Below are 19,055 nucleotides of genomic sequence, written 5' to 3' on the forward strand. Positions count from 1 at the left end.
GGAAAAGCGGATGTCAGGACAAGAAAAATTCAATCTTCTCTCGTTTAGCGGCAAGATGAAAATTCTTCATCTTAGCTGGATGGCGTTTTTTATTACTTTCATGGTGTGGTTTAACTTCGCGCCGTTACTGCAAGCGGTGAAGGAGTCATTGGGATTAACCACGGCCGAAATCAAGACTCTGCTTATTCTCAATGTCGCCTTTACGATTCCGGCGAGGATTATTATCGGGATGCTGACCGATAAATATGGGCCGCGCTTGGTGTATTCCGCTCTGTTGCTGCTCTGTTCCATTCCCTGTTTTGCCTTTGCACTGGCGGATAATTTTGTCCAGGCGGCCATTGCCCGTTTTGCTCTGGGGTTAATCGGGGCGGGTTTTGTGGTCGGTATTCGTCTTGTCTCCGAGTGGTTTCCCCATAATGAACTGGGTACGGCGGAAGGTATTTATGGTGGCTGGGGCAATTTCGGCTCTGCGGCTGCGGCTTTTTCATTGCCGACGGTTGCCGTTTTGTTTGGCGGGGAAGATGGCTGGCGCTATGCCATGGCTCTCACTGGGATCATTAGCATGGCCTTTTCGTGGGTGTTTTACCGTAATGTTACCGATACCCCGAAAGGATCGACTTATTTTAAACCGCAGAATCTCGGGGCGATGGAAGTCACCTCAAAAGGCGATTTCTTCTTATTGTTATTGATGAAGATCCCCATGTACGGCGCAATGGCCTTACTGGTATGGAAGCTATCTGGGGCGGGGATCGGGTTGTTTCAGGATTCGGTAGTATTTGGCTTTTATACGCTGCTGTTCGGGCTTTATCTTTATGAGGTCTCTCAGGTTTGGAAGATAAACAAAGGTGTTTTCTCTCGCCCGGTTCCGAAAATTCATCGTTATCAGTTTAAGCAGGTCGCGGTGTTGAATGTCTTGTATTTTGCAACGTTTGGCTCGGAGCTTGCTGTCGTATCCATGTTGCCGCTCTTTTTTTCAGAGACATTTGAGCTGACTCCTGTAGTCGCCGGGATGGTGGCGTCCGCCTATGCCTTTATGAACTTGATGTCGCGCCCCGGCGGAGGGTGGCTATCGGATAAATTTGGCCGTAAATCCACACTGTTAATATTAACGGCTGGACTGGCGGTCGGTTACTTCTTGATGGGGCAGGTCAATAGCCAGTGGCCGGTATGGCTCGCTGTTGCGGCAGCCATGGTCTGTTCGTTCTTCGTCCAGTCGGGGGAAGGGGCGGTATTTGCCACCGTACCTTTGATTAAGCGCCGTATGACCGGGCAAATTGCCGGAATGACAGGGGCTTATGGCAATGTTGGGGCTGTGTGTTACCTCACTATCTTGTCGATGGTCGATTACAGTACCTTCTTTTACGTGATTGCCGGTACGGCGGTTATCGGCTTTGTCACATTGTTGGTGATGGAGGAGCCCAAGGGCCAGATCGCCGAGGTCAATGATGATGGCAGCATTACTATGATCGACGTGGCGAAGAATTAACGAGATAGGCGGCCAATGGCGATGATGGATGAGGTATTGGCAAACAGCCGCTATTTGCTGAAATTACGGGTCGGTGGCTATTCCAGCGCCGGGCACCGACCCGCCAATCAGGATGCCTTTGCGGTTAAGCTGCCTCGCAATCAGAGTGACTGCGCCCATAAAGGTGTTGTGGCCTGTATCGCCGATGGCGTGAGCTGTAGCAAGTACGGGCAGCAGGCCAGCCATACAGCGGTGACTCAGTTCATTGATGAATATTATGCGACGCCGCCAACGTGGGGAGTCAGGCAGTCGGCCAGTAAGGTGCTAAGCGCGCTGAACCAGTGGTTTTACCATCATGATCGCCAAGGTGAGGTGGCACATAATGGGATGGTAACTACCTTCTGTGCCGTGGTGATTAAGTCTAATACGGCCCATATCATGCACGTGGGTGACAGCCGGGTATCGCTTTATCGCAAGGGAAAGCTGGTGTCACTTACTCAGGATCACCGTCGCCGCCAGTTGGGAGCGCAGTATTTTTTGACCCGAGCATTGGGGATGGATAGCCATGTCGAGGTGGACTACCAGCAGTTACGGATAGAAACAGGGGACCGGTTGATCCTGACTACCGACGGGGTTCATGAGTGGGTCAATACAACCGCGCAGGAAAAGCAATTGCTATTACCGTCATCGACGTTGGAGCAGCAGGCGCGCAGTCTTGTTGAGCTCGCTTTGGCTCGGGGAAGTCAGGACAATGCCACCTGCCTTGTCGTTGAGGTGGACGCCCTGCCTGAAATGGGGCTGGATGAAATGGTTGGTGAGTTGGTTCGCCGGATTATTCCGCCGGTATTGGAGGTCGGTAACCGGCTTGATCAATATGAAATTGTCCGAGTTCTTTATAGCGGGCCTCGGAGCCATGTGTATCTGGCGGAGAGTGCATTTGACGAGCGACAGTATGTGCTGAAAGTACCGTCGCTGAATTTTGCGGAAGATTACCATTACCTACAGGGGTTTGTGCGCGAGGGGTGGGTGGGGGAACAGCTGACTCACCCTAGGCTGATGAAAATCCATCCGTTTTCTCATTCCTCGTCGTTTCTGTACCATGTGTGCGATTGGGTTGACGGGATCACGCTTAGGCAGTGGATGAACGACAACCCATGCCCTGAGTTAGAACAGGTCAGGCGCATTGGCGGGGAGATCATCAAGGCGGTGAGGGTGCTGCAGCGTCATGGCATTGTGCACCGAGATCTCAAACCTGAAAATCTCATGCTGGATAGACAGGGCCATATCGTGATTATTGATTTCGGTACTGCGCAGGCCAAGAGTTTTATGGATGCGCCACAGATAATTGATGAGCCTGTCCCGGTAGGTGATATCAAATATATGGCGCCGGAGCATTTGGATGGCGATGAGGTGGATACGGGATCGGACATGTTTTCAATTGCGGTGATCCTCTATGAAATGCTATCTGGCCGTTACCCTTATATGATGAAATCGCCGTCTGTTCGGTATCGTCGCAATAGCCTTCGTAACGCAATAACTTATCAGCCACTCTCGCAGTATCGGGCCGATTTGCCGATCTGGCTGGATTTGGTACTGCATAAAGCCTGCCATCAGAACCGTGAGCAACGTTTCCAGGCCCTGTCGGAGTTTTCTCTCGCTCTCTATTACCCTTCTGAATCATTGTTAAAGCAAGCTAAGCAGTTACCGTTAAAACAAAAATCACCCATTGTGTTTTGGAAACTGCTTAGTTTTGCGCTGCTTGTTGTTGTTATTCTCCAAGCCCTAAATGGTTAAAGGCTAGATAGCCCACGACCACAAGGGGCGCAGTGCCCACAGCGAGAAAAATAGCGTTGATGGGACATATTTCTTTTTGCGCCATAAAAACTGACATTGGCCTTTGAGAAAACCGGCACTCAAAAAGGCATCGGCCAGATCTTCGGATTCTTTGGCATTGGTGGCTTTGAGATCGGCAAGTTGGCTATCTGCGAGGAACTGGCGTGTTTCGCCCTTGGCGACCCACTCATGGGCAATGCGTTCAGCTTCGCTGAGCAAGTGGGCTGCCGGTACGACTTGTTGAACCAACCCGATATCCAGCGCTTCCTTGGCGTTGGGTTTCCAGCCTTCCGGCCCCATCATCCGGTAGGTGTTGTTTTCGCCAATCAACCGGGGGAAATGGTAGCTGGAGCAGCCTTCGGGGGTGACGCTCAACGCTGAAAACGGAGTTGAGAAGGTGGCATTTTCAGAGGCGATGATAAAATTGGCAAGGGTGGAGGATGTCACGCTCGCCCCGATCGCCGGGCCGTTAACCGCAATAAGGAGCGGTTTGGTAAAGTTGAGGAATATTTCGAATAGGGTTCGGTTGTTGTTGACGATTAATTGCCGTAGTTTTCGTGGCGGCATCAATTTAATCGTGCCGCTTAAATTGACCCCTGCGCAATAGTATTTACCCGAACCGGTAAAAAGAAGGACCTTCACAGAGTCATTGTGGTTGGCCTTTTCGAAAGCTTCGCGAATGGCCTCCATCATTTCCATCGTCCAGCCGTTCAATTTATCGGGGCGGTTCATGGTAACAGTTAGTACGCCCTCTTTAATCGTTGTTGTCAGGTAGCTGGCTGCAATACTTGTTAGGCTCAGATCATTCATAGACTATTCCTGTCAAACAATTCCGTTCAAATAATAACCTACTACACGTTGTCAGATTTAACGAGATCGTCGCTGAACATTTGTGACTTTGTTGAAGTTGATCAATAAACAGCTTGCTTCTGGCCCGTTATCCCCCAAACGGGTGATGATATTTCCTTTCCCCCTTTCTAAGTTGGCAGTAAGCATCGAGATAATGACGAGGGGAGGCGGAGATGAGACGGAATAAAAGTTCACTTGCGTTGGCAATGGCCGGTGCTCTGTTATTGGCGGGGTGCGGCGGGGATGATAGTCATCAAAGTGATCCGACGGGGGCCGAAACCGTGGTGGGGTACCGCGTAAAGGCGATTGATGGTTACTTGCAAGATGCAAAGGTGTGGTTGGATATCACCCCTGACTGGGTGCTCGATCCCGCCCATGAGCCCAGTGCCATGACAATATCGGGCGGGGTTGCGGTGCTGGATGTGACAGGTATCGCTGATTATGGCCAATATCCGCTGATGGTCGAGGCGGTGGCCGGAAAAACGGTGGATAGTGATACCCCCGAGCAGCCAATAGAACGCAGTTTTATCTTGTCTGCCCCGGCTCGGCAGAGTGATATCACGCCGCTAACCACCTTGGTACGGCTTACCTTGGTTCAGGCAGCGGCCAGCAATCTGGCGATGACCGAAGAAGAGGCCCGTGACTATGTTGCCCGACTGGTTGGCCTGTCTAGTGAGCAGGTTTACGGTGACTATGTGGCAAGGGCGCTAGAGCAGGGAAGTGAGCCGGAGGCATCGCCTGTGGTTTATGCTGCACGCAACATTGTCGCTTCCCAGTTGCTCAGTCAGTCGGGCGATGAACTGCTGGCGGCAGCGAGTGAAGATAAGAGCGTGTCGTCTTTTGACGATAAGATTGCGGTTGTTGGCGGCAAGATCAAGCACAAAGTGTCGGCCATGCAGTTGTCTGAGCCGGTTTTTAGCGGTAGCGAAGATATTTCGGTTGATAGCGACAACGATACCTATCCGGACATTTATGATGCCTTTCCCGAAGACGGCAGCAGATGGCTCGAAGAGGATGTGGACGGTAACGGAAATTCACCCGATGAAATAGCCGCTTGTCGAGAAGGTGATTCGATGTTCGACAGCAGCGGTGCTTTGCTCTCTCCCCCTGTTTCCTATGGCGATTTTCTAGCGGCAGCTGAACATTGCCGGAAGATAAATGGCGAGCAGGTTTGGGACTTTACCGACGAGATGGTACGCGGCACCCGGTGGGGTGTGTATTTTGCCGTGTTTGATGCAACCGAGTACTGGACTTTCCGTGATGATGAACCGCAGCGCGCGGAAACGGCCGAGGGCGACTTGATGGGCCTCTGGTCGGTTAAGGAAGGGCGGCTTTATGTCAATGACGGCGAGGGGGACAGCGTGCTGATGGTCATCACCCATAGCAACGGCAAGCAGTTTGCCTTTAAGGATTGGTGGCGCAGCGAAGAGTATGGCTTTGCGGATACCGGTAGCGTTGAGCTGGATAAAGGGGCGATAGAGTCCGGTATTATGTGGCGTGAAGAATAGGGTAACCGCTATAGCGGCTGATCAGTTGGTTTTGGTGGCGGCAGCCGGTTTTGCGCAGCAGTTGTTTGATTTGGCTGCGGACTGTTTCCTTAGAGACATCGCGCTGCTGGGCAATTTCGCTGCCACTGAAACCGCCGACAAGGAGCTGTAAGACATCGCTTTCAGCCGGTGTCAGCGGTTGGTTTTCTGCGGAATGCTGCTCGCCTTCCCACTGCTGCCAGGCGTGTTGCAGGGTTATTTGAGCGACCCATGCATTGGACCAGTGGGCGAGCAGTTGCCAAAAACGGTCAAGCTGGGTGAGGTGTCCGACGGTGAGAGCGCGAAAACTGTGGCAGCTAAGCAGCATTGTATGGTTGTTGCTAAGGGGGCACAGTCCGCTGTAGGTATGGCGAAGCTGAATCGTAGGCAGTAAGACATCGTGGAATATTTCGTCAGTGATCTGTTTTAACGGGACGATTTCCTGTAGGTAGAGCAGGTTGCCTTTGAGGTTTCGATGTAGGTACGTTGCTAGGTAGATGTCATGGTGCTGGTATTGTTGATAGGTCTCAATCTGTTGCGGAGTGAATCCTTTGACAACTTCAAGCAGCAGTGTTTGAGCTGGATCCAGAATCGAGAAGACAACATGTTCAATGCCGATATTGGCCAGAGTATTGTTCAGTAGATCTTCAATCTGTTGTGGCACCGGACGGTACAAGGTTGGGTCTTTGGCATCAATTGCTAGTGTCATAGGCATTTCCTCTCCGTTTATCTTAACCCTATAGCGAAACAGGAAATGGCGTGGGAAAGTGGTCATTTTTGTGTGAGACATCACGGATAAGTATTGTTTTGCAGCCAGAAGTGCGAGCAAGCAGGGTAATTGGATTAAAACGAGTATCTTTCTTTTTCTTATGTGCAAATAAAGAGGTATTGCATCCGTCAGAACCATAATAGACAGGAGTCAATGATGGTTAAGTTATATATTTTCAATTTTGATGGTACGTGCAACTCCCCCGAAGATGCCGTGCAGACAGTTTGTCCCCAAGGGCAAATTGAAGACGATAGCATTACCAACATCCTGAAATTCCATTTATTGTGCGGTGGTTCTTTGGCCGAGCAAGGTAAAGGGTGGAATGACAGTCAAAAATGTTATTACTATGCCGGTATCGGTACTTACGGCACGAGGCTCCAACAGGCGATTAATGCAGTATTTTCTCCTGAGGGGAGTGATGTCAGGCATATATTGAATCGTGCAATAAGTGAATGGCACAAGTCCGGGTTTGATCAACACCGAGATATTCTGTTGGTGACGGGTTTTAGCCGTGGTGCAGCCTTGGCAAGACGTTTTGCCAAATTGATCAGTGATCAGGTTTCCCAGCCGTGTATCTACGAAGCAGTGTTTGACACGGTGGCCTCGATTAATCGGCCTAACTTGCGAAAATCAGATCGCCCCTGTTCGGAAGTGGTATTCGAAAACCATACCTTGCCCGTTAATGTCGTAAAGGCGCTGCATCTGGTGTCGCTTGATGAGAAGCGGCGGGCATTCCAGCCGACGTTGATGAACGCGGAAGGCAAGGTGACCGAAGTGTGGTTCCCCGGTGCGCATGCCGATGTTGGTGGCGGTTATTATCAAGACGGGTTGTCTGATCTTGCGTTACGTTATGCCCTGAATTGGATTGATGATTTGGAAATAGGGTGTGCGCTGGGCAATATCCAAGACATTGATTACGGCGCATTGCTGCCTCACGGGGTTGACTACCATATCGGTGAAGATGATGTGATTATCAATCCCAATCCACTAGGTGTCAGCCATGAGCAGATGCGCTGGTGGCCCATAGCTTGGGCAACACTGTGCGATCGCCTGTGTTGTGTGATAAGCAATGACCGCGTGGTGGAAGGGGCCAAGCCTTTGGTGCACTGGTCGGTGGCCGAACGAATTTACCGTGATTCTGATTATCGTCCCGAGTCGCTAAAAGGAGTCACCCATGCCTTGTTGCATCAAGATGGTGAGCTGATACCCTGCACGGGTATTCGAGCTCATGTCGAGCTTCCCCAGCAAAATCTGTCGACCCTTGAGGTGAATGAAAGCAAGGTGGTTGCGGTATTTGCAGCGGAAAAATATAACCGTACAGGACTTTGGCTCCAGGCCGGGGCTATCTATACCTTTGCGGTTGAAGGGGAAGAAGTATGGTGGGATGCCGGTATTGAATGCAGTGCGGTTGGTTGGGACCGGGCTGGTGTGACATTAGGGCTCAAAGAGCTGGCTATTGCCACGGTGGAGCCCTTCCGTCGCGTTGCGGAGGCAAACTGGTTTGAGCTCTGTGCTTCTATCGGTAGTGAGGACAAAGAGGTGTTTCGAATTGGTAGGGAATCGACTTTCTCGCCGCGTTTTTCCGGGGAGTTTTGTCCGTTTGCCAATGATCTTGAACGCTTTTATGGGAATAACCGGGGCCGGATCCGTTGCAAGGTAACGCGTATTAAGTAACAGAAAAAGGGCGCTTCAGAATAAGTCTGAGGCGCTTGTTGCCATAAAAAGGCGGAATGGAATGGCTTGCTTTGTGTAGCAAGATAGTCGAGGGATAGGAACGAAAGATGTCATCGATACCCAGCAATAAGGCTGAATTGGAGAGTGCAATAGAAACAGCATTTGCCAAGCTGTTGTGTGATTACCAGTCGATACCGGTTTCACTGGCACGGGAAAAAGCATTGGAAGGCAATACCAAAGGAACCCAAATCAGTGTGTGCGATACGCTGGCCTATCTTATAGGTTGGGGGCAATTGGTACTGAAGTGGCATCACCGTCAATCGCAGGGTTTACCGGTCGATTTCCCCGAAACCGGATATAAGTGGAATCAGTTGGGGTCATTGGCTGCACATTTTCATCAGCAATATGAGCATTGGGATTATTCGGCCCTTCTTGATGCGTTTGAGCAGACTACTGCTGAGATCTTGCAGCTAATATCGGCGCTTGACGATAACGCCCTTTACGGTAGCCCTTGGTATGGGAAATGGACACTCGGCCGGATGATTCAATTCAATACTTCATCGCCGATGAAAACGATTCGTACCAAAGTTCGGCGTTTCAACAAGCAGCAAGTTGTTAAGCTCGGATAAAAAAAGACCAGTCATAGGCACAGATGGAAGTTTTTCTCCCATTGTCCCAACGCAGGCCACTGCGAGAGACTGGCTGTGAATGACTGGTTAAAGAGGTCGTGAGGACCCAATGCTTACCCGTTTACTTAGAACAATACCAACAACAATACAGTGGTTAACACCGTGCTGCTGACAAGGGATAGCAAACAGTCATTGTCACTTGGGTTGCCTGTTTGGCTGGCAAGAATAAGACTCGACATGTTGGCTCCTTGATATGCAGGGGTGTTATTGATCATGTAGTTAGATTATCCCGCCGTAGCGAGCAAGTGAAATTGTTAGGCCCTATAGAATTGATAGGTATTGCCGATGGCTTGTCTGTTGCCTATATACTGGGCAACCATGTTATGCCGTTTTTTCTTCTGGAAATGAATACTGCCAATAACCTACCGAGATCCACTGGCCGAATTTGAAGCCGACATCGGCAAACTCCCCGACTTTTCTAAACCCCAGCCGTTCGTGCAAAGCGACACTTGGCACGTTGGGCAGGGCGATTACCCCGATAATATTTTTGATAGTGGTTTGGGCGAGTTGTTCAATCAGTGCTTGGTAGAGCCGTTTGCCAATACCACGGCCGGTGGCATTCGGTGCAAGGTAGACGGATGGCTCGACGGTAAAGCGGAAGGCGCTGCGGACGTGGTAAGGGGCGGCATAGGCGTAGCCGAGGATCTCGCCATTGTGTTCGGCGACCAGCCAAGGCAGTGCGGCGTCGGTGACTTTTTGGATTCTGGCCGCTATTTCCGCGTCAGTGATTGGCGTTTCTTCGAAGGTAATAACGGTATCGCGGATATAGTGGTTGTAGATGTCGGTGATCTGATCTGCATCGTTTAGCGCGACAGCTCGAATGCGCATGTTTCCTCCCTGAGGCACTCAATTTTTTGTGTGCCTCAGTATTAGCACGGTTTCGTGCTGACGGAAATCGAAATCAGTTAGCGGCGGCTTTTGGTGGTTAGTTCAGCCCAAGGCGTCAGCTTCTTCTGCTTGGCGATGAATTTGACATACGCAGCCATGAGCAGGCCGTAGAGCAAGCCTGTTTGAGCCGCGTTGGCCAATCTCATTGTCTGGGTAATCTCGGGCATATCCTGCCAAGCGAAAAACCACATGAACAGAGCGTAGATAGGCGTGAAGGTAATGAAGTTGCACAGCACATTGGTTGCAAAGCTGCAGTAGTGGGTGGGCGGCAGCTCGATTCCCAGCTTGCGCAAAAGAGTATGACGGAAAAAACTGTCACTGTAAGGTTTCAGTCCTGCTTTGGTCGCCTCGTCAATGGCGAGTTGGATTTTCTCTTGTTTCGTCATAACCGCCCTGCTTGTTGAATATTGCTGTATCAAATTGCCGATCTATTGCTTGGACTGCCCCGGGGCCGATGGCCATTCTGGGCTGGGAGTGGCTAATGTAACCGCTCGTTGTTTTCTGACAAATTGAAGATTTTATCGTGATGGATTAAGACATTGATTGAGTATGTCTTCATTCACTCGATGTAAAACGCGCTTATGTATGGCAAGCGGGTGTCTGCTTGTGTTGAGATAAGCGAATCCTTGCTTTTGATGGATTTATATTATTGTTTTAAAGCGTATTTTCAAACTGTTTGGAGAGGATTTCTGTTACCGGGGTCGCAAAAGGGATATGAGTAGGATTGAGGTTTTGGGAGGGTGTTGAAACAAGGCTGAGGCCAGGTGGCATCAGCCTATGGGGAGGCGTTAGGTTATCGGGAGCGAGGTGTCTCGATGGCCTGCCGGGTAAAGCCGTGGTTTTGGTTGAGCAGGTTTTCCGCCGTCGTGGCATCGCTGCCAGTGAGGATCATGACAATCGCTGTTTTGCAGTGGTTGCCACATTGGTTAAGGGCTTGCTCGGCGCAGGCTCGGTCGCAGCCGGTCGCTTCCATTACGATGCGTTTTTGCCTTTCGACCAATTTGGCGTTGGTTGCCTCAACGTCCACCATCAAGTTGCCGTAGACTTTGCCGGTTTTGATCATCGCCCCGGTGGTTAGCATGTTCAGTATTAGCTTTTGCGCGGTCCCCGCCTTCATTCGTGACGAACCGGTGACGACTTCCGGGCCGACCACTGGGGTGATGGCAATTGCGGCCTGCTCTGTCATGGCACTATGTGGGTTGCAGCTGATACTCGCCACGACAGCGCCTTGCTGGGCCGCATAGGCCATTGCCCCCAAAACATAAGGGGTGCGGCCGCTGGCGGCGATGCCAACCAGTACATCACGGTTGCTGAAATCGATAGTTTTGAGGTCGTCCTGTCCGAGTTGGTAGTTGTCCTCGGCGTTTTCGACAGCTTTTAATATGGCCGGATGGCCACCTGCGATGAGCCCGACAACAAGATTTGGGTTAGTACCATAAGTAGGCGGACACTCACTGGCATCGAGGATGCCGAGTCTGCCAGATGTGCCCGCACCGACATAGATCAGGCGGCCATTGTTGCGAAAGGCATGGGCGATGGCATCTACGGCTTGGGCGATGGCGGGCAATACAGCCTCAACGGCAAGGGCAACTTTTTGATCTTCGCTGTTGATGACCTTGAGCATGTCGAGGGTTGTTAGGGTATCGATATCCCGGCTGGCCTCGTTACGGCTTTCCGTCACCAGCGTGGTTAAATCAATCATGCGTGGGTATCTGTCTATGAGTCGTGGGAGATGCCTTAGGATAATACAACAAGGTGGGGATGGATATGGGTGGATAGATATGGGGGGATAGATATGGGGTATGGATATCCCCGGGCCGTTTATGCCCGGGAATAGGGTGGCTGGTGGGCTGATGCCTATTCGGCAAGCCCCCCTCGGGTAAGGTTGGCAGGGTCAAGCAGGCGGGCGAGTGTTGCCCGATCTAGATCCGTTTCTTCCTCGGCGACATCGATGATTGCCCGGTTTTCTTTGTACGCTTTTTTGGCGATTTCAGCTGCCTTTAGGTAACCAATGACCGGGTTGAGCGCGGTGACCAGAATCGGGTTTTTCGCCAGTGCAATATCGAGCGTATCCTCACGAACCGTAAAAGTGGCAATGGCCTTGTCGGCCAGCGCGGTTGCGCTGTTGGCAAGCAGGCTAATGCTTTCCAGCAGATTGTGGGCAATAACAGGAAGCATCACGTTGAGTTGGAAATTTCCAGACTGGCCAGCAATTGTAATGGTGGTGTCGTTGCCGATCACTTGGGCGGCGGCCATTGCGGCTGCCTCTGGGATCACCGGATTGACCTTGCCCGGCATGATTGACGAGCCCGGTTGCAGCCCCTGCAATTCGATTTCGCCAAGGCCGGCAAGTGGGCCTGAATTCATCCAGCGCAGGTCATTGCTGATTTTCATGATTGCCACGGCGGCTGTTTTGAGCTGCCCAGACAGCGAGACGACAGCATCTTGGCTGCTAAGGCTGAAGAAGAAGTTTTCGCTGCTGCCGAAGTGGATGTGGGTAGCTTGTGACAAGTTGTCGGCAAATGCAGTCGCAAAACGGGGATCTGCATTGATCCCGGTTCCCACGGTTGTACCTCCTTGGGCAAGTGCCTTGATGGCATGAAGGCTGTGCTCGATGCCTTGGCAGGCATGGTCGATTTGATATTGCCATCCGCTGAGCTCCTGCCCGAATGTGACGGGCATGGCATCCATCAGATGGGTCCGGCCAGTTTTTACTATGTTGCCAATATTTTCCCTTTTGCTGGTAAGACGTTGGCTCAGGTGGTGCAATGCCGGTAGTAATTGCTTTTCAACAGCAATGGCCGCACTGACCTGAATAGCGGTGGGGATCACATCATTGCTGCTCTGGCCCATATTGACATGGTCGTTGGGGCTGACGATATTGCCGAGCTGTCGGCTGGCCAAAGTCGCAATCACTTCATTGGCGTTCATATTCGAGCTGGTGCCTGAACCCGTTTGGAAGACATCGATGGGGAACTGGTCGTTGTGCTGTCCGTCGATGACCTGTTGGGCGGCATCGACAATGGCTGCGGCTATGTCTCCTTCTAGCAGGCCCAGCTGGGCGTTGGTCAGGGCGGCAGCCTGTTTGATGTAGCCCAGTGCTTGAATGAATGCGATTGGCATCGAGTGGTGGCTGAATTGGAAGTTGTCGACGGCACGTTGGGTCTGGGCTTGGTACAGTGCCTGCTCAGGTACGTGTACGTCACCCATGCTGTCCGTCTCGATGCGAAATGTTGTTGTCATGGCCGTTCCTTTTGTTCTCGTTTGTTATTGGTCTGTCTATCTATCCCAGCGGGGTCTGAACGCGCTGCAACTGCTGCTGTAGCGAAGCGAAGTGCTGCGCGCCATAGTCAAATTGATCGTAGAAGCGCTTGAGGTAGATCAGAGGGGTATAGATGCTATCAAGGCTGACTCGGCGGAAGATCATGCTGCGGGTTGGGTCTTCGATTGCGTCCAGTAGGGCGAAGTAGACCTGACGCAAAAATAGTTCGCATAAGAGCCAATTTTCATGTTCGGCCTCCTGCTCATGGCTGGAGGCGAGATTGATGCCGCTGTGGATGAAATCGTAGATGATATCCGGTTCGAAGCCGATGCTAGGGCCTCGGTATGCCAGGAAACGGTCTTTTGCTTTGAAGTAGCTATTGTAAAGCGCTGTGTTATCCGGGCTGGTCATCGTCTTCTTTGCCATTGTTGCCTTGGTTGTTAATGATAATTATTATCAAATGAAGCAAGAGTTAGCAATCATTGATTATCATTTATGTGCAGAAAGGAGGATGGGTACAACAGGCAAGAACACAGGAATTAAGCGAAGGAAAGCAAGGCTGAGGAGAATAAGGCAAGGTACTACCTTGCCTTTTTGTGTTATGTCTTGATGGAAAAATGGCGGTATTAGGGCGTTAAAATGGGATCACAGCTCAAATTCAGGCTCTTTTTTTCTGCTGTTATGTAAAGTGCCGATATACAGCAAGTTTTGCTGGCCTATGCCTCGCATGAAATACGATTGGCATACTGGGCATTGCAATTTTTCCTGTCCTGCGGTGGCGAGAGATTTTTCATGCCATAACCGTCTTACTCTTGTGAGTCCATCGGTGTTGCTGCATTCCGGGCAACGAATAGGTACTCGCATAACTGTCCTCCTGAGCGCACTTGATTTGTCTATAAATTAACCAGAAGTTCAATGGTAAAAAATTGATATGCGTCAGGGTTCGTAATTTATTAAATCCCTGATGGGAATGATTTGTGAAATGTGTGCGCTTGTACGGCTTATTGATGTTTGCAGTACATGTTTTGCGTAAATTAAACCGCCTTGATAACAAGGCGGTTTTGGGTGGTTTCCGTTAGGCCTTGGGATTCAAGATGAAGACCGTACGCTTGCTGTGTTCGCCAAACGTGTATTTGGCCTTCCTCTGCACATCTTGAAGGCCTATACCTTGTAGCGTGTCATCAATGTTCAAGAGCTTGTCAATGTCATAACCGTGGATAAGGTAGCGAGAATAGATCAAAGTACGCATGTTGGGATCATTGGTTGCCTTTTTTATATCGGCAAGTATTTGCTTGCTCGCGGTGTCGACTTCCTGTTGGGTGATAGTGTGGATCAAACCATCGGTGAGCTTACCAATCTGTGCGTCTATCTTGGCCACATCCGTCGGGGCCAATTGTGCTTCGATGCACCAGATTGCACCGTTTTCGCTGTCTTTCATGGCTGGGTATATGTTGGGTTGATAATCTAATCCAGCATCTTCGCGCACCAGTGCTAAAATCCGTGCCGTGCTGATCCGCGAAAGGAGATCTTCGACAAAAATATCTTTCGTTGTGCGCTTTTGCGGCTGCAAGTTGGCAATGTACATGAGGTACAGGGAAGAGGATTCTTGGCTTTCATCGAGAACAAGCCGATTGGGAAGATCTTTTTTGTAGCGGGGGGAATACGTCGTGGTTGGAGTCTGCTCTAACTCGATAGACGCCACATACTTGCGTAATAACGGGATGATTTCGTGTGGTTCCAGATCTGCCACAATCACCATTTTCATACCGTGATTGTGTTTAAACAGTTGGTTATGCACGGCTAAGATCTGCTCTGGCGTGACACTCGCGACCTCAGATCCTGAGATAAGGCGATGGTAGCTGTCAGAGGTGTAGAGTTTTGCATTGGCAGATTGCGCTAGTTTTCCGAGCGGCGAGTGAAGAAATACCTCCCGATTTTGGATAAATTCGTCTTTTGCGGCTTCCAACTGACGTGGGTCAACCTTGATGTCGGTGACGGCGTTATACAGAACGGCGAGCGCATCGGCAAAGTGCTGCTTGTCGCTGACAATATGCAGGCCATTTTGGGTTAAGCCTAATAGTGGGGAAATCGCGATATTCCGCTGGCGTAGGTAGCTGTCAAGCTCGGTGCCCGATAGCTTGCCGAGCCCGCTGCGCATCGCTGTTGCAAAGGCAAGCTCTACTGCAGGGTAGAGTGACTGCGTCAGCGAGGCTTTGCCCCCTTCGCTGGCATAGCTGGCAAAGATACGTTTTCCGGCTGTTTTGTCTTGTTGAAACCAAACGTCGATGCCATTAGACAGGGTAAATACGATAAAGCCACCGGCGTGTTTGCGGATATCAAGAATTTGGCCGTCCCCACTCGGCTTGATAAGGCCATCTGATGTTGCCGTTGTGGCCAGTATTTTTTCACCGTCTTGTGCATAGGCCCGGTTTAGCGTGGTGAAGATGTCGGAAAACTGCTGTTTGGTTTCGTTGGGCCCCATGCCAATAACAAATGCTGGTTGATCAGACAGTAGACTTTTCAAGTTTTTATTTGCAGTTTTCAGCGTGTTGTTCTTAATGAATTTAGCGAGGCTGGCGCGAAAATCCTCTTTCGACTGACTGACGCTGTTCTGCTCTAATTCGAAGACACGATGATCGACATAATTCATTGGGGTGCGCTGATCCCAATCGCTGTTGATATTATTCAGGTCATTTTCGAACCCCGCCATAATGGTGGCGAACTCGTCTTGTGTTACGCCATGATCGCGGAGCGAGGTAAGGGTTGAGATAAATAGCGCATGCATTTTCTCGCGTAGTTCTGGCGCGAACGATAAGCCAGCCGTAGACAGACGGCTATAGTTTGAAAACAAAGGCTGCGCATAGCTGTATTGGAACGGCATGGCGCTATCTCTCAAGACAGAAACAAGTCGTTGTTGTATGAGTTGTGCGCTGAGGGTGTCTTGCCAGGCTTGGTGTTGCTGCTGGCGGGTTTGCTGGCTGATGAAACCCCTATCAATGGTGTAGTGCAGGCTGGGGGATTCGACCGAGCTGCTGGGCAATATTTCATTGCTTGAGTTGACGGCGAGATCGCGGTGTTTCACCAGTTTGGTTTCGTTATTGTTTTGCCAGTTGGCAAATTGTTTTTTGATGTTTTCGGAAAGTTGTTCTACATCGACGTCACCCGCAACGATGAGCTCGGCGTATTGGGGTTGATACCATTTTTGATAGAAGTTTTCCAAACCTACAGCCGTTGCGCCCTTAATGGATTCTGGCGTACCTAGCGGATCATGGTCGGCATAGCGAGTGCCCGCGATTGAGGCTTCGTAGGCGTTGAGGGAGAAAGGTGCGTCGTTTGGCCTTGTTCGTCGCCATTCACTCATGATCACACCCTTCTCGCTAGTGACTTGGCTTGGTTCGAACTTGATACCATCGCTGATATCACGCATCCAGGTCAGGGCTTGGTTCAGCATGTCGTCGTTGGGCAGATCCAGTTTATAGGTCGTTTGCTGGTAAGAGGTGAATGCGTTTATATCTGCACCGAAACTCCCCCCAGATTGCTCAAACATCTTAATAACATCATTGCCGGAAAAGTGTTGGCTGCCGTTGAAAGCCATATGCTCGATAAAGTGGGCATAGCCTTTCTGTGACGGATTTTCCTGAAACGAACCGACATTGACGACCAAGCGTACCGAAACTGCCTGATCGGCCGTTGGGTAGATATGATACTTCATTCCGTTCGGGAGTTGGTCGACGTGCCAGTTGGGATCGGCCTTAAGGGGGAGGGAGGGGGATGTCAGGGAGCAGCCAGTGAGAGCCAATGCGCTCAACAATATAATTCGCATGATACATCTCTTTATGCGGACAAAAGAAGATTGAGTATGCGATATAGTTGATAATGAATCAATTATGCTTTTAAAATCAATAGCTAATGCTGTTGCTTCTTTGATGTATGCGGTTCCGGCCTATAAAGGCCGGATCGCTGTCTTACTATGATGGTCGACAAAGTGAGCCGCGATTATTGATAATCGTAGGAAATGCCTGCGTAGATACTGCGACTTTTCATGATGTAGTCATAACTTGTTGCTACATCATCACGCTCTTCGTCCGTGAGATTGGTCATACCAAGTTTAAGTTTGAGGTTTTTTATTACCTCGTATTGCGCGCCGAGATCCAGTGTGTTGTAAGCGGCTGATTTTTTGTCTGTCCGAAGATACTGAGTGCCTGTGTATTGGTAGGCCAGGTAGGTAGACAATGTATCAATTGGCTGCCAGCTTACTTGTATGTTTGCGGTATGCTTGGGGGTTAAGGTCAATGTTTTGTTGGTGGTTTCGTCTGTTGCATCGGTATACATATAGTTACCTGACAGGCTGAGTGAATCCGTGATATCAACCCATGCCATGGTTTCAATGCCGCGTACTTGTGCTTCGTCGACATTGAAGTAGGAGAGCTCGGTTGCGACGCGATCCCATCGTTCGGCTTGGATCATGTCTTTGATATCATTGTTAAACAGGGTGAGTGATCCGCCCCAGTAATCGGTTTGATAACTGGTGGCTAGCTCATAGCTAACGGCAGTTTCGGCTTTCAGATCAGGATTGCCCACAACGGTACAGGCACCTCGGCAGGCAAGCACTGCATAGTCTTTGCTGTATTGGTTCAAGCTAGGTGCTTTGAAGGCCTTGCCGATCCCCCCTTTGACCACCCAGTTGTCCGTTAGGCTGTATACCGTATAAATCCGAGGACTGAATTCACCACCATAGATTTCATGGTCGTCAAAGCGTCCTCCCAAGGTGATTGCCAATCCGCCGATTTCGAACTCATCTTGAATATACAGTGCCGAGCGGTTGTAGCTTACGTTACCATTGACGAGTGTTAGGTTATTATCTAGCTCTGTCACGCTGTATTCTGCGCCACCGGTTAAGAGGTGAGAGCCTAGATAGCCTGAGAGCTGGCCATCGACAATGTGGTTGGTTTGGCTAATATCGCCTACCGCCCCGTTTAATTCCGAATCATCCTCAAGGTCGGCATTTTCATAGCTATAGCGAAAGCGTGAATCGAACTGCGACCAGTAGCCATTGTGGATAAAAGCGGCATTGATACGGTCTAGTTTTTGAATGTTAGTGACAGCTCGCCCCCAGTTATTCCAATCCGCATCCCGGTCATCTTGGCTGTACAGCAATTCAATATCCATATCTTGCTGATCGGTGATGAGCCATTTCAGCGTGGTGAAGATATTTAACTTGTCGCGCTCTTCTAATACATCGGTCTCTGGATTGAGGCTTTTATCGGTGCGCCATGCATCACGCAGGCTCTGTTCAATGATCAAGTTGCCTTGCAATGTGTTAGGGATCAAAGACCCGCTCGCGTAGAGATCCCAGCGATGCGTATCGCCACCGCTACCCTCTGTTGGGCCATCATACTGATAGCCAATGTTTGCCTGTGTATTGTCAGAAGGCTGCCGAAGAATAACATTGACGACCCCGCCAAGGGCATCGGCCCCATAAAGTGACGACATCGGTCCTCTTATAATTTCGATACGGTCGATGGCAGACATAGGAATGCTGGATAGGTCGAAGTCGTTGCCGTAGGCGCTTGTCAGGGCATCACGAGAATTTATCCGGCGGCCGTTCACCAGTAGCAGGGTGTAGTCGGAATCCAAACCACGGATTTTTATTTCGTTGCGTCCGTAGGTTGTGCCGGGGTTGATGTTGATACCTGGCAGTGTGCGTACTGCTTCGGCGACATCACTGACCGCGAGTTTATCCAGTTCTTCTCGGGTGATATAAGAGACTGAGGCTGGTGCCGTGAGCTCGGGATGTTTGGTTTGACTCGCGGTGACAACCATGACTTCATCGGTTGCTGTGCCAGCCTGTACGGTAATTGAAGACATAAGGCTAACGGCGAGCATTCCGCAATAAAGAGAAATGTTGTTAGCACTTGGTTTTTTAGACATTTCCACGTTCCTTTGTGAATTGAATGCAAATGGTAATCGTTTGCAGTTGGATCATCAACGAAGGGGCGGGCAATATCACGGTAAAAATGAGATGTTACTCGTATTGTGCGAATGTTATGAAATGTGAGTGCATAAAGGCCCTTCATGGTGAAGGGCCTACTGAGTTAGG

The 19,055-nt window shown here is 50.3% G+C and carries 14 protein-coding genes; 5 read left to right on the forward strand and 9 right to left on the reverse strand.

The genetic code is table 11. The annotated features are described in order from the left end of the window. Positions 1–10 precede the first annotated feature (10 nt). Together ACSF8X_RS22975 and ACSF8X_RS22980 are read left to right on the forward strand one after the other, a co-directional pair. Positions 11–1,486, forward strand: coding sequence for a NarK family nitrate/nitrite MFS transporter (locus ACSF8X_RS22975; RefSeq protein ID WP_500851618.1), 1,476 nt, complete (start codon positions 11–13; stop codon positions 1,484–1,486). A 15-nt stretch (positions 1,487–1,501) separates the two neighbouring features. Next, a complete protein-coding gene (locus ACSF8X_RS22980) occupies positions 1,502–3,259 on the forward strand; it encodes a bifunctional protein-serine/threonine kinase/phosphatase (RefSeq protein WP_500851619.1) in 1,758 nt (585 codons plus the stop codon). Positions 3,260–3,262: 3 nt separating this feature from the next. On the opposite strand, the gene ACSF8X_RS22985 is transcribed toward ACSF8X_RS22980, so the two are convergent. Beyond that, positions 3,263–4,108 (reverse strand): enoyl-CoA hydratase/isomerase family protein, encoded by an 846-nt coding sequence (locus ACSF8X_RS22985; RefSeq protein WP_500851620.1) that lies wholly within the window; start codon positions 4,106–4,108, stop codon positions 3,263–3,265. A gap of 212 nt (positions 4,109–4,320) precedes the next feature. On the opposite strand from ACSF8X_RS22985, the gene ACSF8X_RS22990 reads away from it, so the two are divergent. Continuing rightward, positions 4,321–5,655: a hypothetical protein gene (locus ACSF8X_RS22990; RefSeq protein ID WP_500851621.1), complete on the forward strand. Its 1,335-nt coding sequence runs from the start codon at positions 4,321–4,323 to the stop codon at positions 5,653–5,655. Here the strand turns inward: ACSF8X_RS22990 and ACSF8X_RS22995 are convergent. Further along, entirely contained in the window at positions 5,636–6,382 is a 747-nt protein-coding gene (locus ACSF8X_RS22995; protein ID WP_500851622.1) for a helix-turn-helix transcriptional regulator, read from the reverse strand. The two genes, ACSF8X_RS22990 and ACSF8X_RS22995, sit on opposite strands and share 20 nt — an antisense overlap. A gap of 213 nt (positions 6,383–6,595) precedes the next feature. Here ACSF8X_RS22995 and ACSF8X_RS23000 point away from each other — a divergent pair, with 213 nt between their 5' ends. After that, positions 6,596–8,116, forward strand: coding sequence for a phospholipase effector Tle1 domain-containing protein (locus tag ACSF8X_RS23000; RefSeq protein WP_500851623.1), 1,521 nt, complete (start codon positions 6,596–6,598; stop codon positions 8,114–8,116). Between the two features lie 107 nt (positions 8,117–8,223). Beyond that, the gene (locus ACSF8X_RS23005) at positions 8,224–8,745 is read left to right on the forward strand and encodes a ClbS/DfsB family four-helix bundle protein (RefSeq protein WP_047879573.1); all 522 of its coding nucleotides are present in this window, start codon (positions 8,224–8,226) and stop codon (positions 8,743–8,745) included. Positions 8,746–9,126: 381 nt separating this feature from the next. Here ACSF8X_RS23005 and ACSF8X_RS23010 read toward each other — a convergent pair whose 3' ends face one another. From ACSF8X_RS23010 to ACSF8X_RS23040, 7 genes are all read right to left on the reverse strand, one after another. Further along, positions 9,127–9,633, reverse strand: coding sequence for a GNAT family N-acetyltransferase (locus ACSF8X_RS23010; protein WP_500851624.1), 507 nt, complete (start codon positions 9,631–9,633; stop codon positions 9,127–9,129). Positions 9,634–9,710: 77 nt separating this feature from the next. After that, entirely contained in the window at positions 9,711–10,079 is a 369-nt protein-coding gene (locus ACSF8X_RS23015; protein ID WP_053062504.1) for a DUF6404 family protein, read from the reverse strand. 407 nt (positions 10,080–10,486) lie between these two features. After that, positions 10,487–11,395, reverse strand: coding sequence for an N-acetylmuramic acid 6-phosphate etherase (gene murQ, locus ACSF8X_RS23020; RefSeq protein ID WP_500851625.1), 909 nt, complete (start codon positions 11,393–11,395; stop codon positions 10,487–10,489). Between the two features lie 155 nt (positions 11,396–11,550). Further along, positions 11,551–12,936 (reverse strand): class II fumarate hydratase, encoded by a 1,386-nt coding sequence (locus tag ACSF8X_RS23025; protein ID WP_500851626.1) that lies wholly within the window; start codon positions 12,934–12,936, stop codon positions 11,551–11,553. Between the two features lie 40 nt (positions 12,937–12,976). Continuing rightward, positions 12,977–13,381 carry a hypothetical protein gene (locus tag ACSF8X_RS23030; protein WP_500851627.1) on the reverse strand — a complete coding sequence of 135 codons (405 nt, stop codon included), beginning with the start codon at positions 13,379–13,381 and terminating at the stop codon, positions 12,977–12,979. A gap of 649 nt (positions 13,382–14,030) precedes the next feature. Further along, positions 14,031–16,781, reverse strand: a complete 2,751-nt coding sequence (locus ACSF8X_RS23035) for a M16 family metallopeptidase (RefSeq protein WP_500852153.1) — start codon at positions 16,779–16,781, stop codon at positions 14,031–14,033. 170 nt (positions 16,782–16,951) lie between these two features. Next, positions 16,952–18,886: a TonB-dependent receptor domain-containing protein gene (locus ACSF8X_RS23040; protein ID WP_500851628.1), complete on the reverse strand. Its 1,935-nt coding sequence runs from the start codon at positions 18,884–18,886 to the stop codon at positions 16,952–16,954. Between the last annotated feature and the right edge of the window lie 169 nt (positions 18,887–19,055).

Source organism: Photobacterium panuliri (assembly GCF_059920555.1).

What these genes read in the sequence shown, in the direction of transcription:
- ACSF8X_RS22980 (WP_500851619.1), top strand. Translation starts at nt 1,502, where the DNA reads ATGGCGATGATGGATGAGGTATTGGCAAACAGCCGCTATTTGCTGAAA.
- ACSF8X_RS22975 (WP_500851618.1), top strand. Translation starts at nt 11, where the DNA reads ATGTCAGGACAAGAAAAATTCAATCTTCTCTCGTTTAGCGGCAAGATG.
- ACSF8X_RS22995 (WP_500851622.1), bottom strand. Translation starts at nt 6,382, where the DNA reads ATGACACTAGCAATTGATGCCAAAGACCCAACCTTGTACCGTCCGGTG.
- ACSF8X_RS23025 (WP_500851626.1), bottom strand. Translation starts at nt 12,936, where the DNA reads ATGACAACAACATTTCGCATCGAGACGGACAGCATGGGTGACGTACAC.
- murQ (WP_500851625.1), bottom strand. Translation starts at nt 11,395, where the DNA reads ATGATTGATTTAACCACGCTGGTGACGGAAAGCCGTAACGAGGCCAGC.
- ACSF8X_RS23015 (WP_053062504.1), bottom strand. Translation starts at nt 10,079, where the DNA reads ATGACGAAACAAGAGAAAATCCAACTCGCCATTGACGAGGCGACCAAA.
- ACSF8X_RS23005 (WP_047879573.1), top strand. Translation starts at nt 8,224, where the DNA reads ATGTCATCGATACCCAGCAATAAGGCTGAATTGGAGAGTGCAATAGAA.
- ACSF8X_RS22990 (WP_500851621.1), top strand. Translation starts at nt 4,321, where the DNA reads ATGAGACGGAATAAAAGTTCACTTGCGTTGGCAATGGCCGGTGCTCTG.
- ACSF8X_RS23040 (WP_500851628.1), bottom strand. Translation starts at nt 18,886, where the DNA reads ATGTCTAAAAAACCAAGTGCTAACAACATTTCTCTTTATTGCGGAATG.
- ACSF8X_RS23030 (WP_500851627.1), bottom strand. Translation starts at nt 13,381, where the DNA reads ATGGCAAAGAAGACGATGACCAGCCCGGATAACACAGCGCTTTACAAT.
- ACSF8X_RS22985 (WP_500851620.1), bottom strand. Translation starts at nt 4,108, where the DNA reads ATGAATGATCTGAGCCTAACAAGTATTGCAGCCAGCTACCTGACAACA.
- ACSF8X_RS23010 (WP_500851624.1), bottom strand. Translation starts at nt 9,633, where the DNA reads ATGCGCATTCGAGCTGTCGCGCTAAACGATGCAGATCAGATCACCGAC.
- ACSF8X_RS23000 (WP_500851623.1), top strand. Translation starts at nt 6,596, where the DNA reads ATGATGGTTAAGTTATATATTTTCAATTTTGATGGTACGTGCAACTCC.